The sequence below is a fragment of the Lysinibacillus sp. FSL H8-0500 genome, from assembly GCF_038051955.1.
In the GTDB taxonomy this organism is placed as follows: domain Bacteria; phylum Bacillota; class Bacilli; order Bacillales_A; family Planococcaceae; genus Lysinibacillus; species Lysinibacillus macroides.
This window is the reverse complement of the sequence record NZ_CP150292.1, coordinates 4,071,109-4,095,070: the sequence shown is the minus strand read 5'-3', so window position 1 is coordinate 4,095,070 and position 23,962 is coordinate 4,071,109. Positions and strand designations below refer to the sequence as shown.

At 38.1% G+C, this 23,962-nt stretch carries 22 protein-coding genes, 1 tRNA gene and 1 pseudogene; 22 read left to right on the top strand and 2 right to left on the bottom strand.

The features are described 5' to 3' along the window. The first annotated feature begins 11 nt into the window (after window positions 1–11). From MHB44_RS19610 to MHB44_RS19560, 11 genes are all read left to right on the top strand, one after another. Window positions 12–863 carry a phage tail family protein gene (locus tag MHB44_RS19610; protein ID WP_341300528.1) on the top strand — a complete coding sequence of 284 codons (852 nt, stop codon included), beginning with the start codon at window positions 12–14 and terminating at the stop codon, window positions 861–863. Window positions 864–865: 2 nt separating this feature from the next. Beyond that, on the top strand, window positions 866–2,803 hold the full coding sequence (locus MHB44_RS19605; RefSeq protein WP_341300527.1) for a siphovirus ReqiPepy6 Gp37-like family protein: 1,938 nt from the start codon (window positions 866–868) through the stop codon (window positions 2,801–2,803). 15 nt (window positions 2,804–2,818) lie between these two features. Further along, on the top strand, window positions 2,819–3,322 hold the full coding sequence (locus MHB44_RS19600) for a hypothetical protein (RefSeq protein ID WP_019155104.1): 504 nt from the start codon (window positions 2,819–2,821) through the stop codon (window positions 3,320–3,322). 217 nt (window positions 3,323–3,539) lie between these two features. Then, window positions 3,540–5,690 carry a hypothetical protein gene (locus MHB44_RS19595; RefSeq protein WP_341300526.1) on the top strand — a complete coding sequence of 717 codons (2,151 nt, stop codon included), beginning with the start codon at window positions 3,540–3,542 and terminating at the stop codon, window positions 5,688–5,690. A gap of 76 nt (window positions 5,691–5,766) precedes the next feature. Continuing rightward, window positions 5,767–6,207 carry a phage holin family protein gene (locus MHB44_RS19590; protein WP_035197478.1) on the top strand — a complete coding sequence of 147 codons (441 nt, stop codon included), beginning with the start codon at window positions 5,767–5,769 and terminating at the stop codon, window positions 6,205–6,207. Beyond that, complete coding sequence (locus MHB44_RS19585; RefSeq protein ID WP_217818762.1) at window positions 6,204–7,703, top strand: hypothetical protein; 1,500 nt, start codon at window positions 6,204–6,206, stop codon at window positions 7,701–7,703. Before MHB44_RS19590 ends, MHB44_RS19585 begins: the two co-directional genes overlap by 4 nt. A 17-nt stretch (window positions 7,704–7,720) precedes the next feature. Next, complete coding sequence (locus MHB44_RS19580) at window positions 7,721–8,422, top strand: N-acetylmuramoyl-L-alanine amidase (protein ID WP_341300525.1); 702 nt, start codon at window positions 7,721–7,723, stop codon at window positions 8,420–8,422. A gap of 180 nt (window positions 8,423–8,602) precedes the next feature. Beyond that, window positions 8,603–8,842 carry an SHOCT domain-containing protein gene (locus tag MHB44_RS19575; RefSeq protein WP_082831365.1) on the top strand — a complete coding sequence of 80 codons (240 nt, stop codon included), beginning with the start codon at window positions 8,603–8,605 and terminating at the stop codon, window positions 8,840–8,842. Window positions 8,843–8,903: 61 nt separating this feature from the next. After that, window positions 8,904–10,469 carry a recombinase family protein gene (locus MHB44_RS19570; protein ID WP_341300524.1) on the top strand — a complete coding sequence of 522 codons (1,566 nt, stop codon included), beginning with the start codon at window positions 8,904–8,906 and terminating at the stop codon, window positions 10,467–10,469. Next, complete coding sequence (locus MHB44_RS19565) at window positions 10,470–10,883, top strand: recombinase family protein (RefSeq protein ID WP_044037642.1); 414 nt, start codon at window positions 10,470–10,472, stop codon at window positions 10,881–10,883. 3 nt (window positions 10,884–10,886) lie between these two features. After that, complete coding sequence (locus MHB44_RS19560; RefSeq protein ID WP_341300523.1) at window positions 10,887–12,458, top strand: recombinase family protein; 1,572 nt, start codon at window positions 10,887–10,889, stop codon at window positions 12,456–12,458. A 262-nt stretch (window positions 12,459–12,720) separates the two neighbouring features. Here MHB44_RS19560 and MHB44_RS19555 read toward each other — a convergent pair whose 3' ends face one another. Then, window positions 12,721–13,548, bottom strand: a complete 828-nt coding sequence (locus MHB44_RS19555; RefSeq protein WP_341300522.1) for an oxidoreductase — start codon at window positions 13,546–13,548, stop codon at window positions 12,721–12,723. A 187-nt stretch (window positions 13,549–13,735) separates the two neighbouring features. On the opposite strand from MHB44_RS19555, the gene MHB44_RS19550 reads away from it, so the two are divergent. The 6 genes and pseudogenes from MHB44_RS19550 to map all read left to right on the top strand — a co-directional run bounded on the left by MHB44_RS19550 (window position 13,736) and on the right by map (window position 19,427). Continuing rightward, window positions 13,736–14,293, top strand: a complete 558-nt coding sequence (locus MHB44_RS19550; RefSeq protein WP_341300521.1) for a TetR/AcrR family transcriptional regulator — start codon at window positions 13,736–13,738, stop codon at window positions 14,291–14,293. A 440-nt stretch (window positions 14,294–14,733) separates the two neighbouring features. Further along, a pseudogene (locus MHB44_RS19545) lies at window positions 14,734–14,880 on the top strand (GrpB family protein); the annotation flags it as partial. Between the two features lie 332 nt (window positions 14,881–15,212). Continuing rightward, the gene (gene erm / locus MHB44_RS19540) at window positions 15,213–15,947 is read left to right on the top strand and encodes a 23S ribosomal RNA methyltransferase Erm (protein WP_341300520.1); all 735 of its coding nucleotides are present in this window, start codon (window positions 15,213–15,215) and stop codon (window positions 15,945–15,947) included. Window positions 15,948–16,763: 816 nt separating this feature from the next. Beyond that, window positions 16,764–17,612, top strand: a complete 849-nt coding sequence (locus MHB44_RS19535; RefSeq protein WP_341300519.1) for a sialate O-acetylesterase — start codon at window positions 16,764–16,766, stop codon at window positions 17,610–17,612. A 48-nt stretch (window positions 17,613–17,660) separates the two neighbouring features. After that, window positions 17,661–18,191 (top strand): helix-turn-helix transcriptional regulator, encoded by a 531-nt coding sequence (locus tag MHB44_RS19530; RefSeq protein WP_003127233.1) that lies wholly within the window; start codon window positions 17,661–17,663, stop codon window positions 18,189–18,191. A 471-nt stretch (window positions 18,192–18,662) separates the two neighbouring features. Beyond that, window positions 18,663–19,427, top strand: coding sequence for a type I methionyl aminopeptidase (gene map / locus MHB44_RS19525; RefSeq protein ID WP_003127235.1), 765 nt, complete (start codon window positions 18,663–18,665; stop codon window positions 19,425–19,427). A 606-nt stretch (window positions 19,428–20,033) separates the two neighbouring features. On the opposite strand, the gene MHB44_RS19520 is transcribed toward map, so the two are convergent. After that, a protein-coding gene (locus MHB44_RS19520) for an IS5 family transposase (protein ID WP_341300518.1) occupies window positions 20,034–20,805 on the bottom strand; the annotation gives its coding sequence in 2 pieces (ribosomal slippage) (window positions 20,034–20,457 and window positions 20,456–20,805; 774 coding nt in all). An 856-nt stretch (window positions 20,806–21,661) separates the two neighbouring features. On the opposite strand from MHB44_RS19520, the gene MHB44_RS19515 reads away from it, so the two are divergent. The 5 genes from MHB44_RS19515 (at window position 21,662) to MHB44_RS19495 (ending at window position 23,767) form a co-directional block, all read left to right on the top strand. Next, a complete protein-coding gene (locus tag MHB44_RS19515; protein WP_053995464.1) occupies window positions 21,662–21,898 on the top strand; it encodes a thioredoxin family protein in 237 nt (78 codons plus the stop codon). A gap of 120 nt (window positions 21,899–22,018) precedes the next feature. After that, window positions 22,019–22,285, top strand: coding sequence for a helix-turn-helix domain-containing protein (locus MHB44_RS19510; protein ID WP_341300517.1), 267 nt, complete (start codon window positions 22,019–22,021; stop codon window positions 22,283–22,285). An 87-nt stretch (window positions 22,286–22,372) separates the two neighbouring features. Continuing rightward, window positions 22,373–22,621 (top strand): hypothetical protein, encoded by a 249-nt coding sequence (locus MHB44_RS19505; RefSeq protein WP_341300516.1) that lies wholly within the window; start codon window positions 22,373–22,375, stop codon window positions 22,619–22,621. A gap of 295 nt (window positions 22,622–22,916) precedes the next feature. Continuing rightward, window positions 22,917–22,988 (top strand) — tRNA-Cys (locus MHB44_RS19500). Window positions 22,989–23,023: 35 nt separating this feature from the next. After that, complete coding sequence (locus MHB44_RS19495; RefSeq protein WP_341300515.1) at window positions 23,024–23,767, top strand: YggS family pyridoxal phosphate-dependent enzyme; 744 nt, start codon at window positions 23,024–23,026, stop codon at window positions 23,765–23,767. Window positions 23,768–23,962: the final 195 nt, after the last annotated feature.

Genomic DNA, 23,962 nt, shown 5'->3' with positions numbered 1-23,962 from the left:
GAGGTACGGCAATGGAACTAACATATACCAATAGAGATGGAGAGAGTATTACGCTAAAGCAAAGCCGACCGTACTTTCTTACGAAGATAGATGGTACTGGCAACATCCGTCAAACTGTTAACACTTTCAAGGCGCCAGACCAAGATGGCGCTTTTTATATTTCCTCCACACTAGATATGCGAAACATAACGATTGAAGGTACGGTTGTTGCTGATACTCCCGATGAAGCCTTTAAAAGGAGACAACGATTCCTTCAAATATTCAGCCCAAAGCTACTAGGGACCCTTCAATACCGTGACCGACAGATATCCTGCGTGGTGGAGGAGGCAGGTTTTAGTGTTTCTAATCGGCAACGAATACCAAACTTCTTTGTCAGTCTACTCTGCCCATCCCCTTTCTTCGAGACATTAAATGAGGTGCGAGAGGAACTGGCATCATGGATACCGCTATTTGAGTTTGAATTGGAAATTCCTATGAGTGGGATGGAGTTCGGAATGCGTCAACCTAGCCAAATCATTACAGTGGAAAATATCGGGGATGTATCTTGTGGATGTGAGATTGTATTCCGAGCCTTAGGTACTGTGTCGAACCCTGAACTATTAAACATAGACACGGGAGAATATATCCGACTTCTCACTACAATGAGCGCTGGGGATGAACTTCGCGTATACACCCACTTCGCTGGTAAGCGTGTGGTCCAGATTAATGGGTCAACGATTACAAATGCTTTTTCACTGTTGGATACCAATTCGGTGTTCTTTCAACTCGCGGCAGGTCTTAATACACTACGATACGATGCTTCAGTCAATATGGAACTGCTAGAGGTTAGTATTTACTTTCGTCCGCAGTTTCTGGGGGTGTGAAAATGGAACTGTATATCTACAATTTAAACCGAGATCTTGTGGGCATTGTGGAGTCCTTCGAGTACTTACGCTGGACGAGACGCTATTCCCAGTGTGGCTCATTTGAGTTAAAAGCGATTGCAACTTTGGAAAATACAGAACTATTAAAGGAAGGGAATATCATCTGGAAAAATGATGATGAGGAAGTCGGGATCATCGAACATCTGGAACTTTCTCAAACCGAGCATGAAATTATTACTGCAAGTGGTCGGTTTGCAACTTCCTTCCTCTCCCGCCGCATTGTTTGGCAAACGGAGAAATTGTCTGGTGATATTTCTACTTGTGTAGAGCAACTTTTAAATAATAATCTTATCAATCCTTCTGATGTAGCAAGGAAGATTGCGAACATATCCTTTTCTGCTCCAAACTTTAATGTTCCTATCAGCACACAGGTATCGTATCGAAATTTGATGGATGCTGTGACGGAACTATGTGTTGCATCGGATGTTGGCATTAAGACTGTGTTCACTCCTGCTACAGGGGTTTTTACCGTAGCGTTATATATGGGAACGGAATCACAAGCTGTATTTTCTAAGGAATATGAAAACCTTACAGAACAGATTTATACAATAAGTGCTGGAGATTATGCCAACACCGCCCTTGTTGGTGGTGAAGGAGAAGGTCCAGACAGAACTTTTGTTGCAATTACAAGTGGCTCTGGTGAGACAAGGCACGAAATTTTTGTGGATGCTAAGGACTTACGGGCAGAAGACTTTGGTTTAGATTACATTGATACACTAATCTTTCGAGGTCAAAGTAAGCTGAGTGAGCAGGCAATACGCTATTCATTTGATACATCGGTCAATCCACACGGTAATTTGACATATAAGATAGACTTCGATCTTGGGCAGACCGTCAAAGTCATTTCCAAAGCATGGGGTGTATCCATGACGACACGCATCACCGAAGTTGAAGAAACCTATGACGCAGATGGCCAGAGTATCAGTGTAGTATTCGGAAAAGCTGAATTGACAATAGCCCAAAAATTACACTCCGACTTGAGCGAGGTGAAAACAGCAATATCGGCTCCAACTGGCATATCTGAAATTGCACAGGCTTTAGGAGCAGTGGAGGATACGCTAGTAACAGTTGAGGAAACCTTAGGCGACTTGACGGAGGTAGATTCAAAGATTCAAGGAGACAACGTAGCATCTACTATCAACAATCTGTATGGAAAACTACCTGCGCTCGAAATCAATGTTGGCGGAGGAACTATATCGATTGGACAATATGCGTTGTATTATATGAAACCTGGAGATGCCTTTTATTTCACCTCATGGAGTGGCAATAAGTTTAGTGACCAGCCAAGTGACGACGGCCATGTCTTTTTGATAAAACATAGCGGGGACAATACGGGAAATGGATATCAGCGGGCAATGGGTTTCTTTATTTCTCGCAATACGCTGACTTTCTATGTGATTTCTGTTTTCGTATTTAATAACCCTTCTGGACAAGCAAACTGGCTTAATATCAATAATGAACCTGTAACTACTGCAAGAATTGCCAATGGAGCAGTTACAGGTTTAAAAATTGCAGACCGTACAATTACAGCTACTAAAATGGTTTCTTCTTTTAGCGACTATTCAACTACAGAACAAAACACTGGGCGACTATGGATAGATGGTAAGACAATTTATCGCAAGCAAGTGAATCTTGGGACACTTACAAATACGACACCGAAAAGCGTAGCTCACGGCATATCAAACCTCAGCACTATTGTCAGTTTAACAGGCTTTGCGACAAATGGGACCGTATTCTTGCCACTGCCCCTTGCCCGGTACAACAACTTCGCATCGCAAATCGGACTCTTCGCAAATAAGACCGACATTGTAGTCGAACCAGGCAATGATAGAACTGCGTATACAGGCTATGTAGTAATAGAGTATACAAAAACGGAATAGAAGGAGGAGTGATTGATGGAAAAAAGCGGATTTTTCAATTCATCCGATGGTGATAGAGTCTATGATGCAACGGACTTCGCTGCATACTTTGGAAGCCTTGTCTCGAATGGTGTGTTTTATGCGACACCAACAAACTTACTGGTATCTCCTGGGATTGGATTAGCAGTAACCATAGCACCGGGCAGTGCATGGATTAATGGTTATAGATATGAAAATACGGATGTTTTAAATAAACCCCTTGCTACAGCAGATGGGAGCAATCCTCGCATAGACAGGGTTGTGGTTCGTTTAAGTCAAATTACGAGAAGCATTCAGCTCGCCATTGTTACTGGTACTCCAACGGCATCGCCCATAGCTCCGGAGTTGACAAGAACAAGCGATGTCTATGAACTAGGTATTGCTGATGTTCTAGTACCTTCAGCTGCTACATCGATTTCAGCAAATAACATTATTGATACTCGGTTGAATACTAGTCTTTGCGGGTTGGTAAACTCGCTAGTTTCTGCGGTTTATGAATAGGAGGTGAATATAAGTGGCGGATATTAACGGCATCACTCTGCAGGCGGGTTCCAGCCCGACCGTTTATTACACGATTACTTATACTAAAAGCCGACCTAATAATAGCCAGATGACATACAACTTTACCATATCCGCTGCATTGGGTTCTTCAGGTTCCTTCATCCATAATGGTTATGCATTGCTTTGTACAATGACTGTAAATGGATCTTCTTCGCAGGTGCGAATCAAAGCGGCGGACGGGGATAACTGGGATGGAACTACACCAAGACTCAGGTATGTTTCGGTGACCTGTGCTTCTACTACAGGTAATGCAACCCAGCCAGTCACATTCAAAGTGGTATCTGATGGGCGATTGCCATTATCCTCTGGTGTAATTACCAATTCGAGTTATACGGTATTAAGCTCTCCATTGCTTACTACAGCATGTGGAGCACCGACATCTTGTACGGTTTCCCCGACACTTGCGGAAGGGGATGTGACTCTTTCTTGGAGTGGTGCTTCTGGGGGCATCAATAATACGATTTCTAGTTATGAGATTCAATATAGTGATTCTGCCGATAACATCACATGGGGAGCATGGACTGCTCTGACAACTGTGACCACCACAGCATCAAGTGGCAGTGTATCAGTAGCACCGCCCTCAACGCGAGGTAATTACCGAAGATTTCGTGTACGAACCCGTGGTACAGCAGGAGCTAGTTATTACTCTAGCTGGAAAGTATCCACAAACAGCGTCCGCAGGAATACGGTACCAAAGCCAGCAACGACTGCTGTTGCCTCCCCTGCGGCATATAGTAATGAGACTATCACACTTACTTGGAGCGGAGCGTCTAGCGGTACCAGTCCAATTAAGGGGTATCAAATTGCCAGTCGCACATCCACGGATAACAGCACATGGAGTGCGTGGAATGTGTTGACCATGTTGACATTGGCAGCAAGCGGTGGTAGCTATAATCCAATTGTATCGAGGACCCCAGGAACATATACACAATTTGGTATTTGGACAATTGACACATTTGATGTTTACTCAATAGAGAAAATCAGTAATAGCATTTATTGCAACATCACTGCCTGTGCAGCACCGACTGCCTGCACGGTAAGTGCAACATTATCTGAAGGAAACGTTACTCTTTCGTGGAGTGGAGCAGCTGGTGGCGCAGGTAATCCCATCACTTCCTACGAAATACAATATAGTGATTCGCCAGATAATAGCAATTGGGGTGCTTGGTTGGCATTGGCGATAGTCAATACTTCTGCAACAAGCAGTATTTTAAATGTCAGTCCACCTGCTACACGTGGTCATTATCGTCGGTTCCGAATAAGAACCCGTGGTACAGCTGGAGAGGATTTTTACTCAGGCTGGACTATTACCAGTAATACTGTTCGTAAAAACATACTACCAATACCGCCGACTTCTTTTACCGCAAACCCTCCTATCTATGAAGTAAATACAATAAACCTTTCATGGAGTGGAACGGTACCTGGAACCAGCTCCATCAAGCAATATGTTATTCAACAGGCCACTTCGATAGATGGACTAAATTGGTCTGCTTATGAAGCACTGACGACAGTTATTTCCAATGCGACTTCAGGCACTCTTCAGGTAAATGCCTCACAGGTTGCCGGTAGATATACTCGTTATCGAATCAGCGTCACAGATGCACTTGATGCAGTGTCTGCCTATGTTGTTAGTAACGCGGTAAAGAAAAACAGCCCGCCTGTAGCACCGATAGTGGACTGTCCAATGTCTGGCAATTTTACTTATAATGCTACACCACGTTTTATGATCACAACAGGAATTGAACCGGATGGACAAACACAAATAGTGGAGGTAAGGATTGACTCTGGTTCATGGCAAAACAGCGTAGACAATCCTGAGCGGTTTTCTGTAAGCGGCTATCTTGGTAATGGGGTCAAGACAATTTACCAAGCTGAACCGCTTTCTGCAGGTAATCATACGGTTACCTTCCGTTGTCTTGACAGTGATATCGAATCAGCAAGTATAGAAGTTGTTCGTACTTTTACGATATTGGCATTACCTTTTGAAATCATTACTTCAAATGTGACGCATGTAAAGGCAGCGCATATTCAGACGATTCGAACTGCTGTAAATAGGGTGCGTAGCTATTACAATCTATCCCCTATGACTTGGAAAGAGGAGATCATTACAGGAAAGACCACTATTAAGAATTGGCCATTTCATATCGTTGAAATACGCAAGGCTATTGATTCGATTATTTTAATGGTTAATAGCTTTGATTCTTCCCAGGCATTCGATATACCACCTGTCACATGGCTACCTATCGGTACCGGACGACCAAAAGCGGATGTGATGCAACAAATACATGATCTAATTCAAATAATGTAAAGGTAACATTCAGCGCTCTTGTCATTTGCAGGGGCGCTTTTCTATATGGAAACACACGAAATGGAGGTGTCTATTAATGAAAGAGATTTGGAATTGGATACAGCTGGCTATTGCCGCTGTAGGTGGATTTCTTGGATGGTTTCTCGGAGGTTATGATGGATTTCTTTATGCGTTGGTTGCCTTTGTTGTCATCGATTATGTGACGGGAGTGCTTTGTGCCATTGTGAATAAAAAGCTGTGCAGTGAAATTGGTGCTAAGGGAATTTTCAAAAAGGTGTTTATCTTTGCAATGGTAGGTATTGCTCATATTATCGATACACAAATTTTAGGTAGCATTGGAGACAATAGTGGAGCCTTACGCACAGCAGTAATCTTTTTCTACCTGAGTAATGAAGGAGTATCCATTTTGGAGAATGCCGGACATATTGGACTACCCATCCCAGAGAAACTAAAATCAGTTCTACAGCAGTTACATGGACGTGATGAAGAACCCCGTAAGCCAGGTGATGAAGTATGATTGACATAACGAAAGCAGTAACGGTGTCCATCGGTCGTCGAGGTGAGCATCACTATCGAAATATTGAATTTGATGTATCTAGCTTATTGGAAGAAAAATACCCCAGTGCCTCGTTAAATGCAATTTACAAAAGACCGGATGGTAATGCTTATCCAGTGATCACGAGCTATGCTGACGGAGTTCTTACATGGTCGCCTAGCGCAACGGATACATCTATTGTCGGTGTCGGTCGTCTAGAAATAAGGGTCACTTATGGAGAGGTGGTCGGAAAAAGCATTCAGATACTAACCATTGTTGAGGATGCTCTTGTTGACGGAATTGCCGAGCCGCCCGAACCTCCTGCACAGGAATGGCTTAATCAGGTTCTTTCTGCATTAGCTGAACTAGATATTAATGAAACATATAATCTATTAAACCTTATCTACAGCCTTTTAAATAATAACTATGATTTGCTAAACACCACACATGGCAGATTAAATGATACCTATGGTTTAGTCAATGATAACTATGCAATTTTAAATACAACACACAGTCTGTTAAATGATAACTATAATTTGCTAAATACCACACATGGTCTAATCGAGGATATGAGAGATACTCTATACACTCGGACTGGTATTATCCTTAATCATTTGCATCCGATAGAAACTGCTACTGCACCGGATATGGTAAGCCGGAGAGCATCCATCACATTTACGAGCATAAATAGCGGCAATAACGTAGTACTTGGCACGGTAACCTATACATTTGTTACATCCTTGGGCAGTCCGACAACAAACAATGTGCAGGTGTTAATCCAAGGCACTCTCCGCAATACTGTCAAGAAACTTGCCGAAGCCATAAGGGGTATTCAAGATGTAGCGAACATTGCATATGGGTCAGGAACATCACCAAACCCAGCAAGCACAGCCTATTGGACGAGTCGAGTTTTCTCCATTGGTGATGCTACTATTCCTTCTGGTGAGAGTCTATTCATATTGGAAAGAGCGGAAAATGCTACGACACCATTGGCCCTTACCTCTACCGCAACATCTACTATCAACGCATTTACTAGGGCAAGCTATTTGAGATATGTTTTGAGCGGTAATGCTACAGGCGGGGGCGGTATTAACAGCGTTCGAGGACCTTTGTACACATTATTGCCAATTGGTAGCGTGGTTATAGGCGGGCAGGGTGGATTGCTTTATCCAACAGCTTATGATTGTCATTTAGTTACCCTTTGCCGCCAATCGGATACAAGTGAAAAAGAACTAGACTTATATATATCAAATGATGAAGTGAACTTTACCAGAATCTCACGTAGCACACCTATAGGTGCTGATAGTTCAAACGCTGGGTTGCATATTCATATTCAAATGCGTCAAAGCCGGGTGCCTTCTGGTTATGGATTGTATATCAGTATGGGAAGTGATGGAACATCGGCGAATGCTTTTTGTGATTTGAAGTTTACCTATCATCTATACCCTGTGGCTCTTGCATCTGACACAAATTCTTGATTAGTGAGGTGACCGTAATGAATCTGCATAAGTTAATACTTACAAATAATGCCTGTTTCAAAGCAGGAAAAACAATATTGCCGAAGGGTATCATTGTTCACTCAACTGGAGCTAACAACCCGTGGCTCAAACGATATGTTGGCCCTGACGATGGCTTGCTAGGAAAGAACCAATATAACAACCATTGGAATCAAGACAAACCTGGAGGCCGTCAAGTATGTGTCCATGCCTTTATTGGTAAATTAGCAGATGGTTCCATTGCAACCTATCAAACATTGCCTTGGAATCACCGAGGTTGGCATGCTGGAGGAACTGCAAACAATTCTCATATTGGATTTGAAATTTGCGAGGACGGTTTGACCGATGCCTCGTATTTTTCTGCTGTTTACAAGGAAGCCTTGGAGCTTTGTGTATATCTTTGCAAACTCTATGGGTTTAGTGAAAAAGATATCATCTGTCACAGCGAAGGTTATAAACGAGGCATTGCCAGTAACCATGGCGATGTGATGCACTGGTTCCCTAAACATGGGAAGAGCATGGACACCTTTCGAGCGGATGTGAAGAAACTATTAAGTGCTGAAAATAAACCAGTAGACTCTGTGAAAAAGAAATATTACCGTGTGCAGATCGGTGCTTATTCTGACAGTGCAAATGCTGAGGCACAGCTTGCTAAAGCTAAAAAGGCAGGCTTTACGGATGCATTTATTAAGTATGATTAACAAATGGGGCGAGTTAAAAATCATCGAGATTCCTAAATAAAATATTTAACTGTTAGATTATCTAGCCTGTAGGGGTTCTTCCCTTGCAGGCTCTTTTTTTTATGCTCTGATTCAAATTAAATTTTACAAATCCTCAACTTCGACCTGTTCCCACGGCTATTAGGTAGGAGGTGATTCTTAGTGAATCAGCACGAGGATAAAAAAGTTACTAAGATCTCGGATGAGGTTGTAGACAAAAGCACCACCGTACTTAAGAGAGTATCACAGGAACAGTTACAACGTGAGTTTGATTATATCCAAGCAGAAAAATTGCTGAGAAAGATGCTCGAAAAAGGCTTAATAACTGAAGTGGAATTCAACAAAATAGACGCATTAAACCGCCAAACATTCTACCCCTTTTTAGCTGAGATAATGTCCTGAAACCGTTGATATATAAGGGTTTCAGAGGTAATATGTGACCTACCAAGAAGGAGGTGAGAGGATGAAAAAGATAACGAAAATAGAAGGGAATCTAGCCAACTCTTTTATTAAGCCAAAAACACGAGTAGTTGCCTACTGCCGAGTTTCAACAGATAGTAATGAACAGCTAGTCAGCTTGCAAGCGCAAAAGGCTCATTATGAGACTTATATAAAGGCGAATCCAGAATGGGAATATGCAGGCTTATATTATGACGAGGGAATCAGTGGCACGAAAAAGGAAAACCGCTCTGACCTGCTTAGAATGTTATCAGACTGTGAAACTGGAAGGATTGACTTAATTATTACAAAGTCCATCAGCCGATTTGCGAGAAATACTACAGACTGCTTGGAGATGGTTCGAAAACTGATAGGCCTTGGGGTTCATATCTATTTTGAGAAGGAAAATATCAATACGGGTTCAATGGAAAGCGAGTTGATGCTCTCCATTTTAAGTGGGCTTGCAGAAAGCGAGTCAATTTCCATTTCAGAAAATACGAAGTGGGCCATTCAAAGACGATTTCAAAACGGAACCTTTAAAATTTCCTACCCGCCATATGGTTATCAAAATATTGACGGTCAAATGATAGTAAACCCCAAGCAGGCTGAAGTTGTGAAGTATATTTTTGCAGAGGTATTATCGGGCAAAGGCACACAGAAAGTTGCAAATGATCTTAATCAAAAGGGTATCCCATCAAAAAGAGGTGGTCGTTGGACAGCTACTACGATTAGAGGGATTCTGACTAATGAAAAATATACTGGTGATGTTATTTTGCAAAAGACTTATACGGACAGCCATTATAATAGGCACACCAATTATGGTGAGAAAGATATGTATCTAGTAGAAAACCATCATGAGGCAATTATCAACCATGAAGATTTTGAAGCTGTAGATGCCGTTCTCAAACAGAGAGCAAAGGAAAAAAGCATCGAAAAGCGCAACAGCAAATATCTAAACCGATATGCTTTCTCTAGCAAAATTATCTGCTCGGAATGTGGCAGTACTTTTAAAAGACGGGTTCATTCATCTGGTCCAAGAAAATACATTGCTTGGTGCTGCAGTAAGCATATAAGCAATATAACGGAATGTTCTATGCAGTTCATTCGAGATGAAGATATAAAGACTGCATTTGTTACGATGATGAATAAACTCATTTACGGTCAGAAGTTCATATTAAGACCACTTTTGAATGGGTTACGTAACCAGAATAATGTAGCGGGTTTTCGTAGAATTGAAGAGTTGGAAACTAAAATTGAAAACAACATGGAGCAGAGTCAGATGCTGACGGGTTTAATGGCCAAAGGATATCTGGAACCTGCTCTGTTTAATAAAGAAAAGAATTCACTGGAAGCAGAAAGAGAAAGGCTTCTTGTCGAAAAGGATCAACTTACTCGTTCCGTCAATGGGAATTTTACAAAAGTTGAAGAGGTTGACCGTCTGCTTAAGTTTGCAACTAAGTCCCAAATGCTTACAGCCTATGAGGATGAGCTGTTTGAAAATTACGTAGAAAAGATTATGGTCTTTTCACGAGAGGAAGTGGGATTTGAATTAAAATGTGGAATCGCATTGAAGGAAAGGTTGGTGAATTAGATGGGTCACACACCCTATGGATATAGAATTGAAGATGGAAAGGCTGTTGTAGATGATAAAGCAGCAGAACAAGTAAAAGAGTTATTTTCAGGTTACTTGTCAGGATTATCCTTGAAGAATGCTGCAATAAAAGCTGGGATAGATTGCTACCATGCCACAGTAAGTAGGATGCTACAGAACAAGCAATACCTTGGAGACGAATTCTATCCTCCAATTATTGATGAGGAGATATTTGAAAAAGCAAGGTTAGAAAAACAAAAGCGAGCAGAAAAACTTGGACGGATATGGGAGCCTAAAGATGTACCAAAAACGGATTATCCTGTAAAGTTCAAAGCAAAACCTCTGGTACAAAAATATGACGATCCATATAAGCAGGCAGAATATGCTTACAGTTTGATAGAAAGTGAGGTGTAACCAGTGGCAGTGAGTAGGAATGTAACAGTAATTCCAGCAATAAAACGAATCGGAAATAATAAAAATAGTGAGAGTAAACCAAAAATACGAGTGGCGGCTTACTGCCGAGTTTCAACGGATAGTGAGGAGCAGGCCTCAAGTTACGAAATTCAGATTGAGCATTATACAAACTATATTAAGAGGAACAAGGAATGGGAATTAGCAGGTATTTTTGCGGATGATGGCATCACTGGTACCAATACGAAAAAGCGTGATGAATTTAACCGTATGATTGAGGAGTGTATGGCAGGCAATATTGACATGATTATCACAAAATCAATCAGCCGATTTGCCAGAAACACGTTGGATTGCCTTAAGTATATCCGTCAGTTAAAGGATAAAAACATTGCTGTGTTCTTCGAGAAAGAGAATATTAACACTATGGATTCTAAGGGTGAAGTATTGCTGACTATCATGGCATCCCTTGCCCAGCAAGAAAGCCAATCCTTAAGCCAGAACGTTAGGCTGGGTATTCAGTATCGATACCAGCAAGGTGAAGTTCAGGTCAACCACAAGCGTTTCCTTGGTTACACCAAGGATGAAAACAAGCAACTAGTGATTGACCCAGAGGGTGCGGAGGTTGTTAAACGGATTTTCAGAGAATACCTTGAGGGGGCCAGCCTATTACAGATAGCAAGAGGACTAGAAGCGGACGGAATTCTAACAGCGGCAGGGAAATCAAAATGGAGACCAGAAACACTGAAAAAAATATTGCAAAATGAAAAGTACATCGGAGATGCCCTTCTACAAAAAACATATACAATTGATTTCCTTTCTAAAAAGCGAGTTAAAAATAACGGAATCGTTCCCCAGTATTATGTAGAAAACAGCCATGAGCCTATTATTCCACGCGAGCTTTTTATGCAGGTTCAAGAAGAGATGGTTCGAAGAGTGAATCTCCGAGGAGGTAAAGGCGGTAAAAAGAGAGTCTATAGTAGTAAGTATGCTTTATCAAGTATTGTTTACTGTGGGCAATGCGGTGATATTTACCGACGAGTACATTGGAATAACCGAGGTTACAAGTCTATTGTTTGGAGATGTGTTAGTCGTTTAGAGGAAAAAGGCTCTGAATGTACGGCACCTACCATAAACGAGGAAACATTACAGGCAGCAGTGGTTAAGGCTATTAACGAACTTTTGACTAAAAAAGAGCCCTTCCTCTCAACGTTACAGAAAAACATAGCTACCGTCCTTAATGAAGAAAATGATAATACCACCGATGATATTGATAGAAAATTGGAAGAGTTACAACAACAGCTCCTTATACAAGCAAAATCAAAAAATGATTATGAAGATGTGGCTGATGAAATTTATCGACTTCGGGAATTAAAGCAAAATGCACTAGTAGAGAATGCAGAGCGAGAAGGAAAAAGGCAACGAATTGCAGAAATGACTGATTTCTTGAATGAGCAATCCTGCGAGTTAGAGGAGTATGATGAGCAATTAGTAAGGCGGCTAATTGAAAAGGTTGCGGTGCTTGAAGATAAACTCGTTATTGAATTCAAATCTGGGATTGAGATTGAAGAAGAGATGTAAAATATTAACAGTCAATTAAGAGCTAACACCCTTTGGTGGTTATTAACTTCGAAAACACTTAATTATAATCTTAGAAAGACATCCAATCTCATACCGTCATTGAAGGCCTTTAAAAGCACGATTTAATTCATACCAACCTCAGAAAAGGTTGGCAGTACTTTTTAATCTGTTAACTATCAACCGATAACAAGAAAATAAACTGACTATTTTTTCCCTGCTCTTATCTATATTTATTCCTTGCGAGTAAAATAGTTTTTCCAATTTAGTCAAAATTAATGGATTCACTTAAATGCTTCCATTTTGTGTCTGAATCTGAAAGAGCTTTGCTTGCAGCTTCGGCATAAGCGACCGCGTCACTTCCCATAAGAAGACGAAGCGGGGGTTCATCCATATCGGTTAAATCTGTAATGACCTTTGCAATTTTAGCGGGGTCTCCAGGTTGTTGTCCACGATGATCGTGAATTGCTTTTACAAATGCACCGACAGTTTGCTTGTAAGGCTCACTTACAGGGAAGATAGTCATGGAAGACCCAGCCCAATCAGTACGCATTCCACCAGGCTCTATAATGGATACCTTAATACCAAAAGGAGAAACCTCTTGAGACAAAACTTCTGAAAAGCCACAAACAGCCCACATAGCACTTTGATAAGCGCTTAAACCAACGGAGCCAATCCGGTCGCCCAAAGATGAAATCTGAATAATATGTCCGCCTTGCTGCTTTCTCATAATAGGGATAACGGCTTTTGTAACATAGACAACGCCATAAAAGACGGTATCCATTTGAGCACGAAAATCATCAAGAGATCCATCTTCAATGGATGCGATATTTCCGTATCCAGCGTTATTAACCACTACATCAAGTCTTCCAAAAATTCGATGGGCTTGTTCAACTGCTTCGAATACGGCATGTTCGTTTGTAACATCTAAAGCCAGTGGATGAATTTGATCGCCATATTGTTGTACTAAATCAGCCAACTTTTGAGGATTGCGCGCAGTGGCAATGACTTTGTCCCCTTTTTTGAGTGCGGCTTCTGTTATACTGCGCCCTAATCCTCTGGAACTACCGGTTATAAACCAAACTTTTAACATAAAAATCCTTCCCTTCTAGTTTAATAATAGGAAATCATGTATAAAATAAAAGTATTTTTTGGATTGAACGTTCAATCCAAAAAGATTATAATTCTAAAATTAACCTTTGTCAATGTTATTGATTTGATTGACAAACTCTAATAATTTATCTTATAATATGGAATGTATATTCCATGAGGTGAAGACGATGAGTAAGAAAGATGATATATTTGATGCTACATTAGCACTAATAATTGAACATGGTATGCAGTCTGTTACACTTTCAAAGATTCTTGAACGAGCAGGAGTTGGATCAGGTACTCTTTATAATTATTTCTCCAGCAAAGATGAATTACTTTACGAATTGTTTCAACAGATTATGCAGAGAATGTCTGACGAAATTATTGCCGGATATGATAATAATGCGGACGTTAGACTAAGGTTTAACCATTTACTGAGCGGATATTTCGATTATATAATCCAAAATTATGATGAAAACAACTTTGTTTCTCAGTATTCACATTTGCTCCATAAGATTAAACCAGAGGATTGCTATACAAATGATTTTACCACTGCATTGGGAGAAACTTTAGAAGCGGGGAAAGAACAAAAAATCATTTTGGATATGGAAGTCCCCATCCTGATACAAATTGTTACAGGTATTTTGATTTCTGTTATCAACGGATATAAAAGTAATAAATATGAAATGGACGACCAGAAAAAGAAGAATATACTCAATATCTGCTGGAATTCAGTTCGTGCGTAAAATCTCAGTCACTTAGTTACCTTTTTTGATTCATCAAGACTTTTGATAGTGTAGGGCTTCTCCTTAACGGGGAGGGTCACTTTATTACATAGAATTTTTAGTGTCACAAAACAGTAAGCAATATGACTGTTAGTATTCAATTTATGATTGTATTTTTAAATTACATATATAGATAGCAGGAGTTATCTATTTAAAGCTCTAGGTCTGTTTGTTGCAAATTAAAAGTGCCTAATTGAGCATTGTTGCATTGCCTAAAACATAGGTCCCCTTTGGCGATTGTAATAGCCCCAATGGGTTTGAAAATAATGAGTTTAGCTTCTTCTCTATATCAAAATTGATAAAAGTTAGTATATTCACACTTTAAACAACTTAAGAAGTTTTCAGCACAGGCATTATCATAGTGGCTATCCTCCCCTACGACACGTATACTCTGCCTTTTATTATTGTCTAATTAGCAAGATCGTGACAAATATGGACAAGTCAAACGAACTCTTGCTAAGAAGAAAAGGCGTCATGTTCAGCATTACGCGGATGCTAAAACATCAATCGTTCAAGAAATCATGGAACGAGCGATTACAGAAGAATAAGTGCAGTTTATAGGACCATTTGTAATTTGAACTTTTATTGAAACTTAAAGCGTGAGTATAAAGTGAACAAAATTTAGGAAGAGATCACTCATACTTTATTGGTGACAAAGGGCTGATAATCAATAGGAAGAGTAGCTCACTTTTTTATAGTACTTTTTTATTAATTGTGATAAAATGTATTATCAAATTTGGAAAGGTGGTTTGTCATGTTTACACAATGCGCTTGTTTTGTGAAAACCGCAATTCAATATATCAGACCAAGAAATCATCATAACACATTAGAAAAATAAGGTTATGATGATTAATCGTCATAACCTAATTAGAGCGAGGTTATGATGAAAAAAATTAAATATACACAGAACTTTATAACTAAGGATAAGCACATCTCAGAAATTGTAGGTAGTTTGAACTTTAAAGAAGATGATCTTGTCTACGAGATAGGTACTGGAAAAGGTCATTTAACGGAATCTTTAGCAAAACGAACGAAAAAAGTTATCTCTATAGAGAAAGATAAGTATTTAACTGAAAAAGCGAAAAAGAAGTTAAAAACGTACGCCAATGTGCGAGTATACCACGTGGATGTTTTGAAATACTCGTTTCCCAATAAAGATATACAATATCGGGTGTTTGGAAATATTCCATTTAACATTAGTACCGACATAGTGAGGAAAGTTGTTTTTCATAGTCGTGCATATCAAATTGATTTGATTGTTGAGTATGGTTTTGCTTTGCGACTGATGGATACATCAAGATTACTTGGGGCTCTTTTGTTGCCGGAGGTAGAAGTCCATATACTAAAAAAGATTCCGAATTATTATTTTCATCCTAAACCAAATGTTCAATGTGCATTGGTTCGTTTGGTACGGAGATCAAATCGTTTCAGTAAAAAAGAAATAGAGGAATATAAAAAATTTATTGAAGCGTGGATATCGGGGAATATTCATTTGATATTTACAAAAAATCAATTGAGAAGATCGTTAGCGAAAGCTGGAATTACTACAGAAAAGCAAATAAATTATTCTCAAGCTCTCTCTCTTTTTAAAAGCTATAGATTATTTAAAGGATGATGTAGTCGTCAAACTATATTAAAGAAATAAAAACTAAAGATTAAAGGTAGAATGATAAATTTATTTACTAACTATACGTTTAGTTTAAAAGAGTGAGTTCATTGTTAAGGAATGCTGATGAATCAAAAATCAGCATTTCATGTCAAGAGGATAATAGGGATAGGGGATATCTATACTCTATCCCTATTTTAATGTTTCAGAAAATTACATTGTTGAGAATGGTTTATCAGTTTTAAAAGTGATAGAATCAAAAAAGGCAATGTCTAGTGTTAAGGCTTGTTTCATTCATTAACCATATGATAATTTCTTGCATTTATATATTATCTGTCTGTTTTCTATAAAATCAGATTTTTTTGTTACTATCTGTTATTCTTGATGTAAACTTTACCACATTTTTCCATCATTTGTTGAGTCATAAAAAATAATTAAAAGCTAGTGAATGTGTTCCCTCTTATCGATAATATCAAGAAATAAATTAAATTATAGTTTACTGAAAATTAATGCCAACTGGGGTTTGAAGTAACGTATTTCCCTTAGTCGGCTATTTTTTACGATTAATTAGCTCAGAAATCAATTGGAGAGCGTAAATGTAAAAATAATGGATGAATAGGTCTCAGTCTCGTCAAAAAATATTGTTGACAATAAGTCTAATTAGACTATAATGTTTATATGATATTCGTCTAATTAGACTATGATCATTTTTATAACTCAAGAAAATTGAACGAAGCAGTCAATTAACTGAGTATCTCCACAATATTTATTGAAGCTTGGAAGTATTTCTTCGTAAATAGCCAATAGAAAGAAAGGATGAAGAAAATGATGAAATCATTTTTAATGATAGGACAATCTAATATGGCAGGGCGAGGGTTCATCCAGGATGTACCTCCCATTTATAATGAAAAAATTAAAATGTTGCGTAATGGAAGATGGCAAATGATGACGGAACCCATTAATTATGATCGCCCTGTTTCTGGAATCAGTCTAGCTGGTTCCTTTGCAGATGCATGGTGTCATGAAAATCCAGAAGAGACGATTGGCTTAATTCCTTGTGCGGAAGGTGGCAGTACGCTGGATGAGTGGCATGTAGATCAGGCTCTTTTTAGACATGCTATAACAGAAGCAAAATTTGCTATGGAGAATAGTGAATTAACAGGAATTCTTTGGCACCAAGGAGAAAGCGATAGTATGAATGGGAAGTATAAAGTCTATTACCAAAAATTACTTTCAATTATAAAGGCTTTTAGAGAGGAATTAAATGCCCCCAATATACCGATCATTATTGGTGGCTTAGGAGATTTTCTAGGTAAAGAGGGGTTCGGGAAAAATTGTACAGAATATAATTTCATCAATCAAGAATTGCAAAAATTTGCTTTCGAACAAGATAATTGTTACTTTGTCACAGCAGAAGGTTTAACATCTAATCCTGATGGTATTCATATCGATGCAATTTCACAAAGAAAATTTGGCTTACGATATTTTGCAGCTTTCTCTAATAGGCAGCATATATTAAATCCATTAAATAATGAAAATGAATGGACCAAGCTTCATAATGAACGACCACATACCCAAACGGAAAAGATATATATGGCAAGTCTGGAATTGGCGTTAGGCAAAATTTCCTATTCTCAATTTGAAACACATCTGAAACAAATCTCTAAGGGGTAAGGTGTAGCATAATAGTATATGAGTTCGAGGTGTGAGGAGGGCATTTTTTTGATTCCACTACTAATTTTAGGTCTATTAAAGCAAAAACCGGGTTCCTATGGGTACGAATTATTAGCTTTAATGGAGGATCGTCACTATAAATATATCGTAAACTATACAAAAGGATCCTTCTATTATAATCTGCAACAATTAGAAGAAAAGCAATATATTAAAAAAATTGATCAACTGGATGACACGAGAGAAAAGCATAATTATATCATTACAGAACGAGGAAACAAAGAATTCGAAAAATTAATGGTAAAGTATGGATCTAAGACCGATTATATCAATTTCTCTTTTTATGCAGCGATGTTATTTGCTAACGAATATAAAAAAGAGGAATTTATAAAGCTAATAAAAATACAAATTGAACAAACGAAAAAGAAAATTTTTTTATTAGATCAAACACTTCAACATAATGAAGCTATCCCTACTTATTTTAAAAAGATGTTGGAAAATTCCCGTTCTCATCATGTCGTAAACGTGCAATGGTTTGAAGAATTATTAAAGGATACTACTAGTGAAAGCACATCTAAATAACCGAACACACCCCAGAAAGAAGACATCTAGCTATTATGAAGCTTGAGGAGGATTTGTTTTGCTGAGGTCTATCGTTATCAAAGAAATTGAAAGCAAATGGACAGAATCTATCTTTCTAAAGAGAATGAAGGGAAAAGGGATAGTTGGTATATAGCTTTTTTAAATATCAAAAGGGAAGATGCCATGAGGATATTAGAGCGTCCATTCGAGAAAACGGATTTTTATCAGAGCGAAAAGAATGTTATATGATATTTATTGATCTGCTCCAACGGACGACGCTCTCCTAAAAAAGCCATCGTATACTGCTATGTTTCCTAGGATGTAAAGAATAAATCTTCTTCTTTTTTGGACTGCAGAGAAATAAAAAGGCTACTCGGCATTCTGGCTGAAAGCTTCGGTAGAAATATGGGAATTAAATCAGTTTGAAACTTTGCAACAAAATCTTATAAAAATTTGAAAGCGGGAGTACACATGATTACCTTAAAATCTAAAAGAGAAATTGAGTTGATGGCTGAATCTGGATCGTTATTAGCCGATGTTCATATCCATCTACGAGATTTTATCAAGCCGGGAATTACTAGCTGGGACATTGAAGTTTTTGTGCGTCAATACATCGAAAGTCATGGAGGTATTGCTGCCCAAATTGGATTTGAAGGTTATAAGTATGCTACATGTATCAGTGTGAACGACGAAATTTGTCACGGATTTCCTAAAAAACAAGTCTTAAAGTCAGGTGATTTGGTTAAAGTTGACATGTGTGTCAATTTAAATGGCGCGATCTCGGACTCTTGTTGGGCTTATGTAGTAGGTGCAAGCACACCGGAAGTTGACAATTTGATGGCGGTAACTAAAAAAGCTCTTTATCTTGGAATCGAGCAAGCACAGGTTGGTAATCGGACTGGGGATATTGGTCATGCGATACAAGCTTATGTAGAAGCACAAGGGTACAGCGTCGTACGAGATTTTATTGCTCATGGAATTGGACCTAGTATCCATGAGGAACCTTTCTTTGCTCATTATGGGACACCTGGGAAAGGGGTTCGTCTGAGAGAGGGAATGGTCATCACGATTGAACCCATGGTGAATGTAGGTGATGGGCAAGTAAAGATGATGTCTAATGGATGGGAAGCAAGAACTCTAGATGGCAGTTTAAGTTGTCAATATGAGCATAGCTTGGCAATCACTAAAGCTGGGCCGTTAATTCTAACATCTCAAGGAGAAGAAGGAACTTATTAAACGAAATATATGATTTATAAATCGGCATTAATGGATAAGGATAGAAAAGTATTTTTATTTTAGCGGCAACCGGTGCTCCTTTTCTTTTATCCAATAAATCGCATGAAAAGAACGATTTTTCGTAATTTCATACGACTTTTTCTAGGGACTTATGTCACAGCTCCTTTGCGCAGACAGTACGATTGGTAGATATGTTCCCGCCTACCGATAGTGCCAAAAACGCCATGGATATGTTTCCGAGAACGGACACACTCAAATGACATTCATTCTATCCTCTCAAGCCATGTGGAGTGTGTCTCGTTTCTACAAAGAGAAACTATATAGAAATCCTTAGTTTTAAACACTTTCACAAGCATTTCGTGTTTGTAGGAAAGGTGACAAAACGAGAAATAAAGTACTAAAAAACCACATTACCGTTTCAGTGGTAATTGATCTGGGGTGTGGGAACACAAGAGAATAGAACTAAAAAAGAGATATTGTGAGAAATATTAATGATGCTAATAAGCAGTGAAAAGTTTAAAATCACTTATTTTTCTAACTGAAAAAGTAAGTGATTTTTTTATTTTTAGTTAAAGAATATACTAGGATGTGTCTAAAAATTCAGATTCATTGAGTTAACTTGAAGGTTGCTGCCATATAAATGAATACTAAAAAAGAAGTCGCAAGTTTATCATAACGGGTTGCTACTCGACGGAAATGCTTTATTTTATTGAAAAAACACTCAACTAAATGGCGTTCTTTATAAAGATACCAGTCAACAGACCACGTTTTTTTAGCATTCACACGTGGCGGAATGACGTAGCTTGCCCCTTGGCTTGTTAGGTAATCACGAATTTCTTGTAACCTGTAAGCTTTATCTCCAAGGACATGGCTTCCCTCTAATGAAATGTTTGCTAATAGCCCAAGGGCAGGTTGACTATTATAGACGGGGCCACCTGTTAATTGGAACAACAATGGATTACCGAGTGCATTGACAACCGTATGGATTTTCGTCGTATTTCCGCCACGACTCACACCAATATGTTGGGCAAATTCGTGATTTAGTGCCTTTTTTTGCACCAGTGCTGTGTTGATGTGCTTGAATACTTGTCGAATCAATACTGAGGTGTTCAAAGTCAGCTTCTAGTCGAAGGGATTGAAAAATGCGTACTAAGGTGCCATCATTTCGCCATTTGCAAAAGCGAGCATAAGCTGTTTTCCAAAATCCATAGTGTTCAGGTAAATCATGCCAAGGGGCACCACTGCTGGCAATCCATAACATTGCATTGAACATTTCGCGGTTACTTCGTTTAGAAGGGCGACCTGTGGTATAAGCTGAAAATAGATGTTGAATTTGATCCCATTGTTCATCGGATAATTCGTAGCGACTTAGTGCCATTTATGCACCTCATTTTCTTATTTTATCCATTCTACCAAAACTAGCATATAATTTTTAGACACACCCTAGTTAAAAATGTTGAAGAAATAGAAAGAAATTTTGAACCCGATGGAGAAACTAACCCCAACAGCACACGGATACGAGGGAGTAACAAAGACAAGGTTGGATTGTTGGTGTATTTTCCGAAAATTATCGTCCACATATGGTTCATAGGGAGAAAAATCGATTTCTAAGTTTTTATTTTCTTTACCTCTTAACTTGCTTCTTAAATGGTTGACTGATGAAATTAATAAGGGGAATTCTGGCGTAGTTGGCCCCTGAGATATAACTTCTTGTGAGGATTTGGTTTTATAACCCCACTCATTTCCTCTTGATCCACCTCACCGATTTATCACAGTATATCCATGACTGAATGATTCCTCATAAACAATTTGTATGTTTGAGTGTGAGACACCGACTAATACGGCTAGCTCACAGTAATTCACCGGGTGGTCATTTTCTTGCCGTAATATTTGTATGAATTGCTTGATCGAGAAGCTGCTGCCATAGAGGACTTTTATCACCTCGGATAACTTTTAGCATTTGATTCACTCCTAGATAATTTTTTACTAAAATATGGATTGCTCAATAAGTAATACATGGAAGTACTCTATTTTGCTCTACATAGCCAGAGTGAAAGTCAAAGCAGTCTGTTTGAGCTTGGCTGAAACAATAAAAGTAAATTGTATCGATTCATGAATCTATTGTATTTACCTATGATAACTATAGGTGATTTGGTATTGTTTACTTTTTTGGCATTTCCTATAATAAAAATTAAGTAGCAATGCTACAAAAAAATGAAGGAGATGATGGGGAAATGTCAAAAGCAGTTTTTTATCATGCCGGTTGTCCAATTTGTGTAGATGCAGAGCAAATGATTCTTGATTATCTTGACAAATCAAAGACTACTACAGAAGTGGTACATCTTGGCACTGACCAAAATCGTATTGAAGAAGCAGAAAAAGTTGGAGTAAAATCAGTCCCAGCATTGGTAATCGGCGAAAATGTATACCATATCAATTATGGTGCAAGTTTAGATGATGTTAAGGGATAACTTCTAAAAGAAGGTGTTGTATGGGCACCTTCCCCTTTTTTAATATTTTATCTAAAATATGACTTTAATTTATATTTTTACCACATATGATAAATTAAATGTGGAAAGGTATGAAATATCATGATGTTTGCTCCTCAATATCGAAAAGATAATCAATCTGCAAGAATGAGCATGGCTTTATTCCGAATATCGCAGGCAATCAAAAAAATGACACAAGAGGAAAGCGATGCACTCGGGTTATCACCTGTACAAACGCAAGCACTATTATTTGCTGCTCACACAAGAAATGATATGGCTACAGTAGGGAATTTTGCTAGTACAATCGGTACAACACATGTAACAGCAGTTAAAATACTAAATAGATTGGTAGAAAAAACTAATTTATAAAACTCGAAAGGTTGATGATAGGCGTGTGACTCTAATTTCTTTAACTGAAAAAGGACAAAAGGTCATTTCTAATCTTGATGACAGGGAGTGATCATTAGAGGATGCCTACAGTCTTTACCTGAAAATATTTTGTCTCAATTAGAACTTGGACTTGGAACTGTTGTTTCTACTTTACAGAAAAAAGGGCATCTAGTTGTATCAGAATTTTGTTTAGGTTGTATTTATTTTCGCCTAGATAATGGCGATGAAAATGCGCCTCATTATTGTCAGTTAATACAAAAATATTTAACCCATGAAGCTTCACTTAAAGAGTGTCCTGAGCATACCCCTTTTTAAAAGTGAAAAGGAAAAAATGGTAATGAGAGTTTCACTTAGAAAATTTTGTAACTATTCTATCGACATGGTCAATAACTATCATAATAAAATAATCATAGAAATAATTTATGATGCTATTCTAAAATAATTTATTTTTCTGAGGTACGAATATTTATGTTTTAATTCTAAATCTTTATTTAAAATAAAAGATTTCCTAATAATGATAGGTAAAACCAATCGTTATTAGTAAAAAATAGAGATTGTACTTATGATTTAGAGTGAGTAATATCGAATATAACGTAACAAACTTATTTTTGGGAGTATAGCCAAAGTGGAAAGGCGAAGGTCTGCAAAACCTTATATTCTGGTTCGAGTCCAGATACTCCCTCCTAACAAATTCCTTTTAAAGAAATGAGGAGTAAAATGACTTTTTTGTGGATTGAGGACAACTTGAAATTTGTGAGAGAAAAAATAAATTTGACATGTCAATCAGCACGGAGAAACCCCAAAAACGTAAAGTTACTATTAGCAACAAAAACGGTCTCAGCAGATAGAATTAAGCAGGCTCTTGATGCTGGTGAGACTTTGATTGGAGAAAATAAAGTTCAAGAATTACAGGAAAAGTATTCTTTATTTCCAAATGAAAATATAGAATGGCACTTCATAGGTCATTTGCAAACAAATAAAGTGAAGCAGGTATTAAAATATGTAACTTGCATTCATTCAGTTGACCGTTTGAAGTTGGGGAGGGTATTACATAGGGAACTTACAAAGGAAAATAGAAAGTTAGATATTCTTGTACAGGTTAACACATCATATGAAGAAAGCAAATTTGGAGTTGCACCTGAGGAAACTTTAAATTTGATAGAACAACTTTCTGAATTAGATACCTTAAATATTAAAGGTCTAATGACAATTGGAAAATTGACTACTGATGATAAAGAGACTAGAGAATGTTTTCGTCTCCTAAAGTCAATTCAGCAACAGGTTATTGATCAAAATTATCCTGGAGTTGAAATGGATATACTGTCGATGGGTATGTCGGGTGATTTCGAGATAGCCATAGAAGAAGGGGCAACGCTTGTTCGAGTAGGAACTGCAATATTTGGAGAAAGAGAGTACCCTGACAGTTATTATTGGAATGAACAATTAAGAATGAGAGATTAATTTAATAAGTAGTTAAGTAACATTATTTAATATCCAACAAATAGAATTTTTAAGATGCCACTCTTGTTGTTTAGGAATAAGAATGAGTTTTTTTAATCCACCTTAAATATTAGATCATAAATGTTAAACTTGCATATTAAGATTGTAATGAAAAGAGTAACTAGTGAAATAATTTATAAAATCGAATTCTAAATT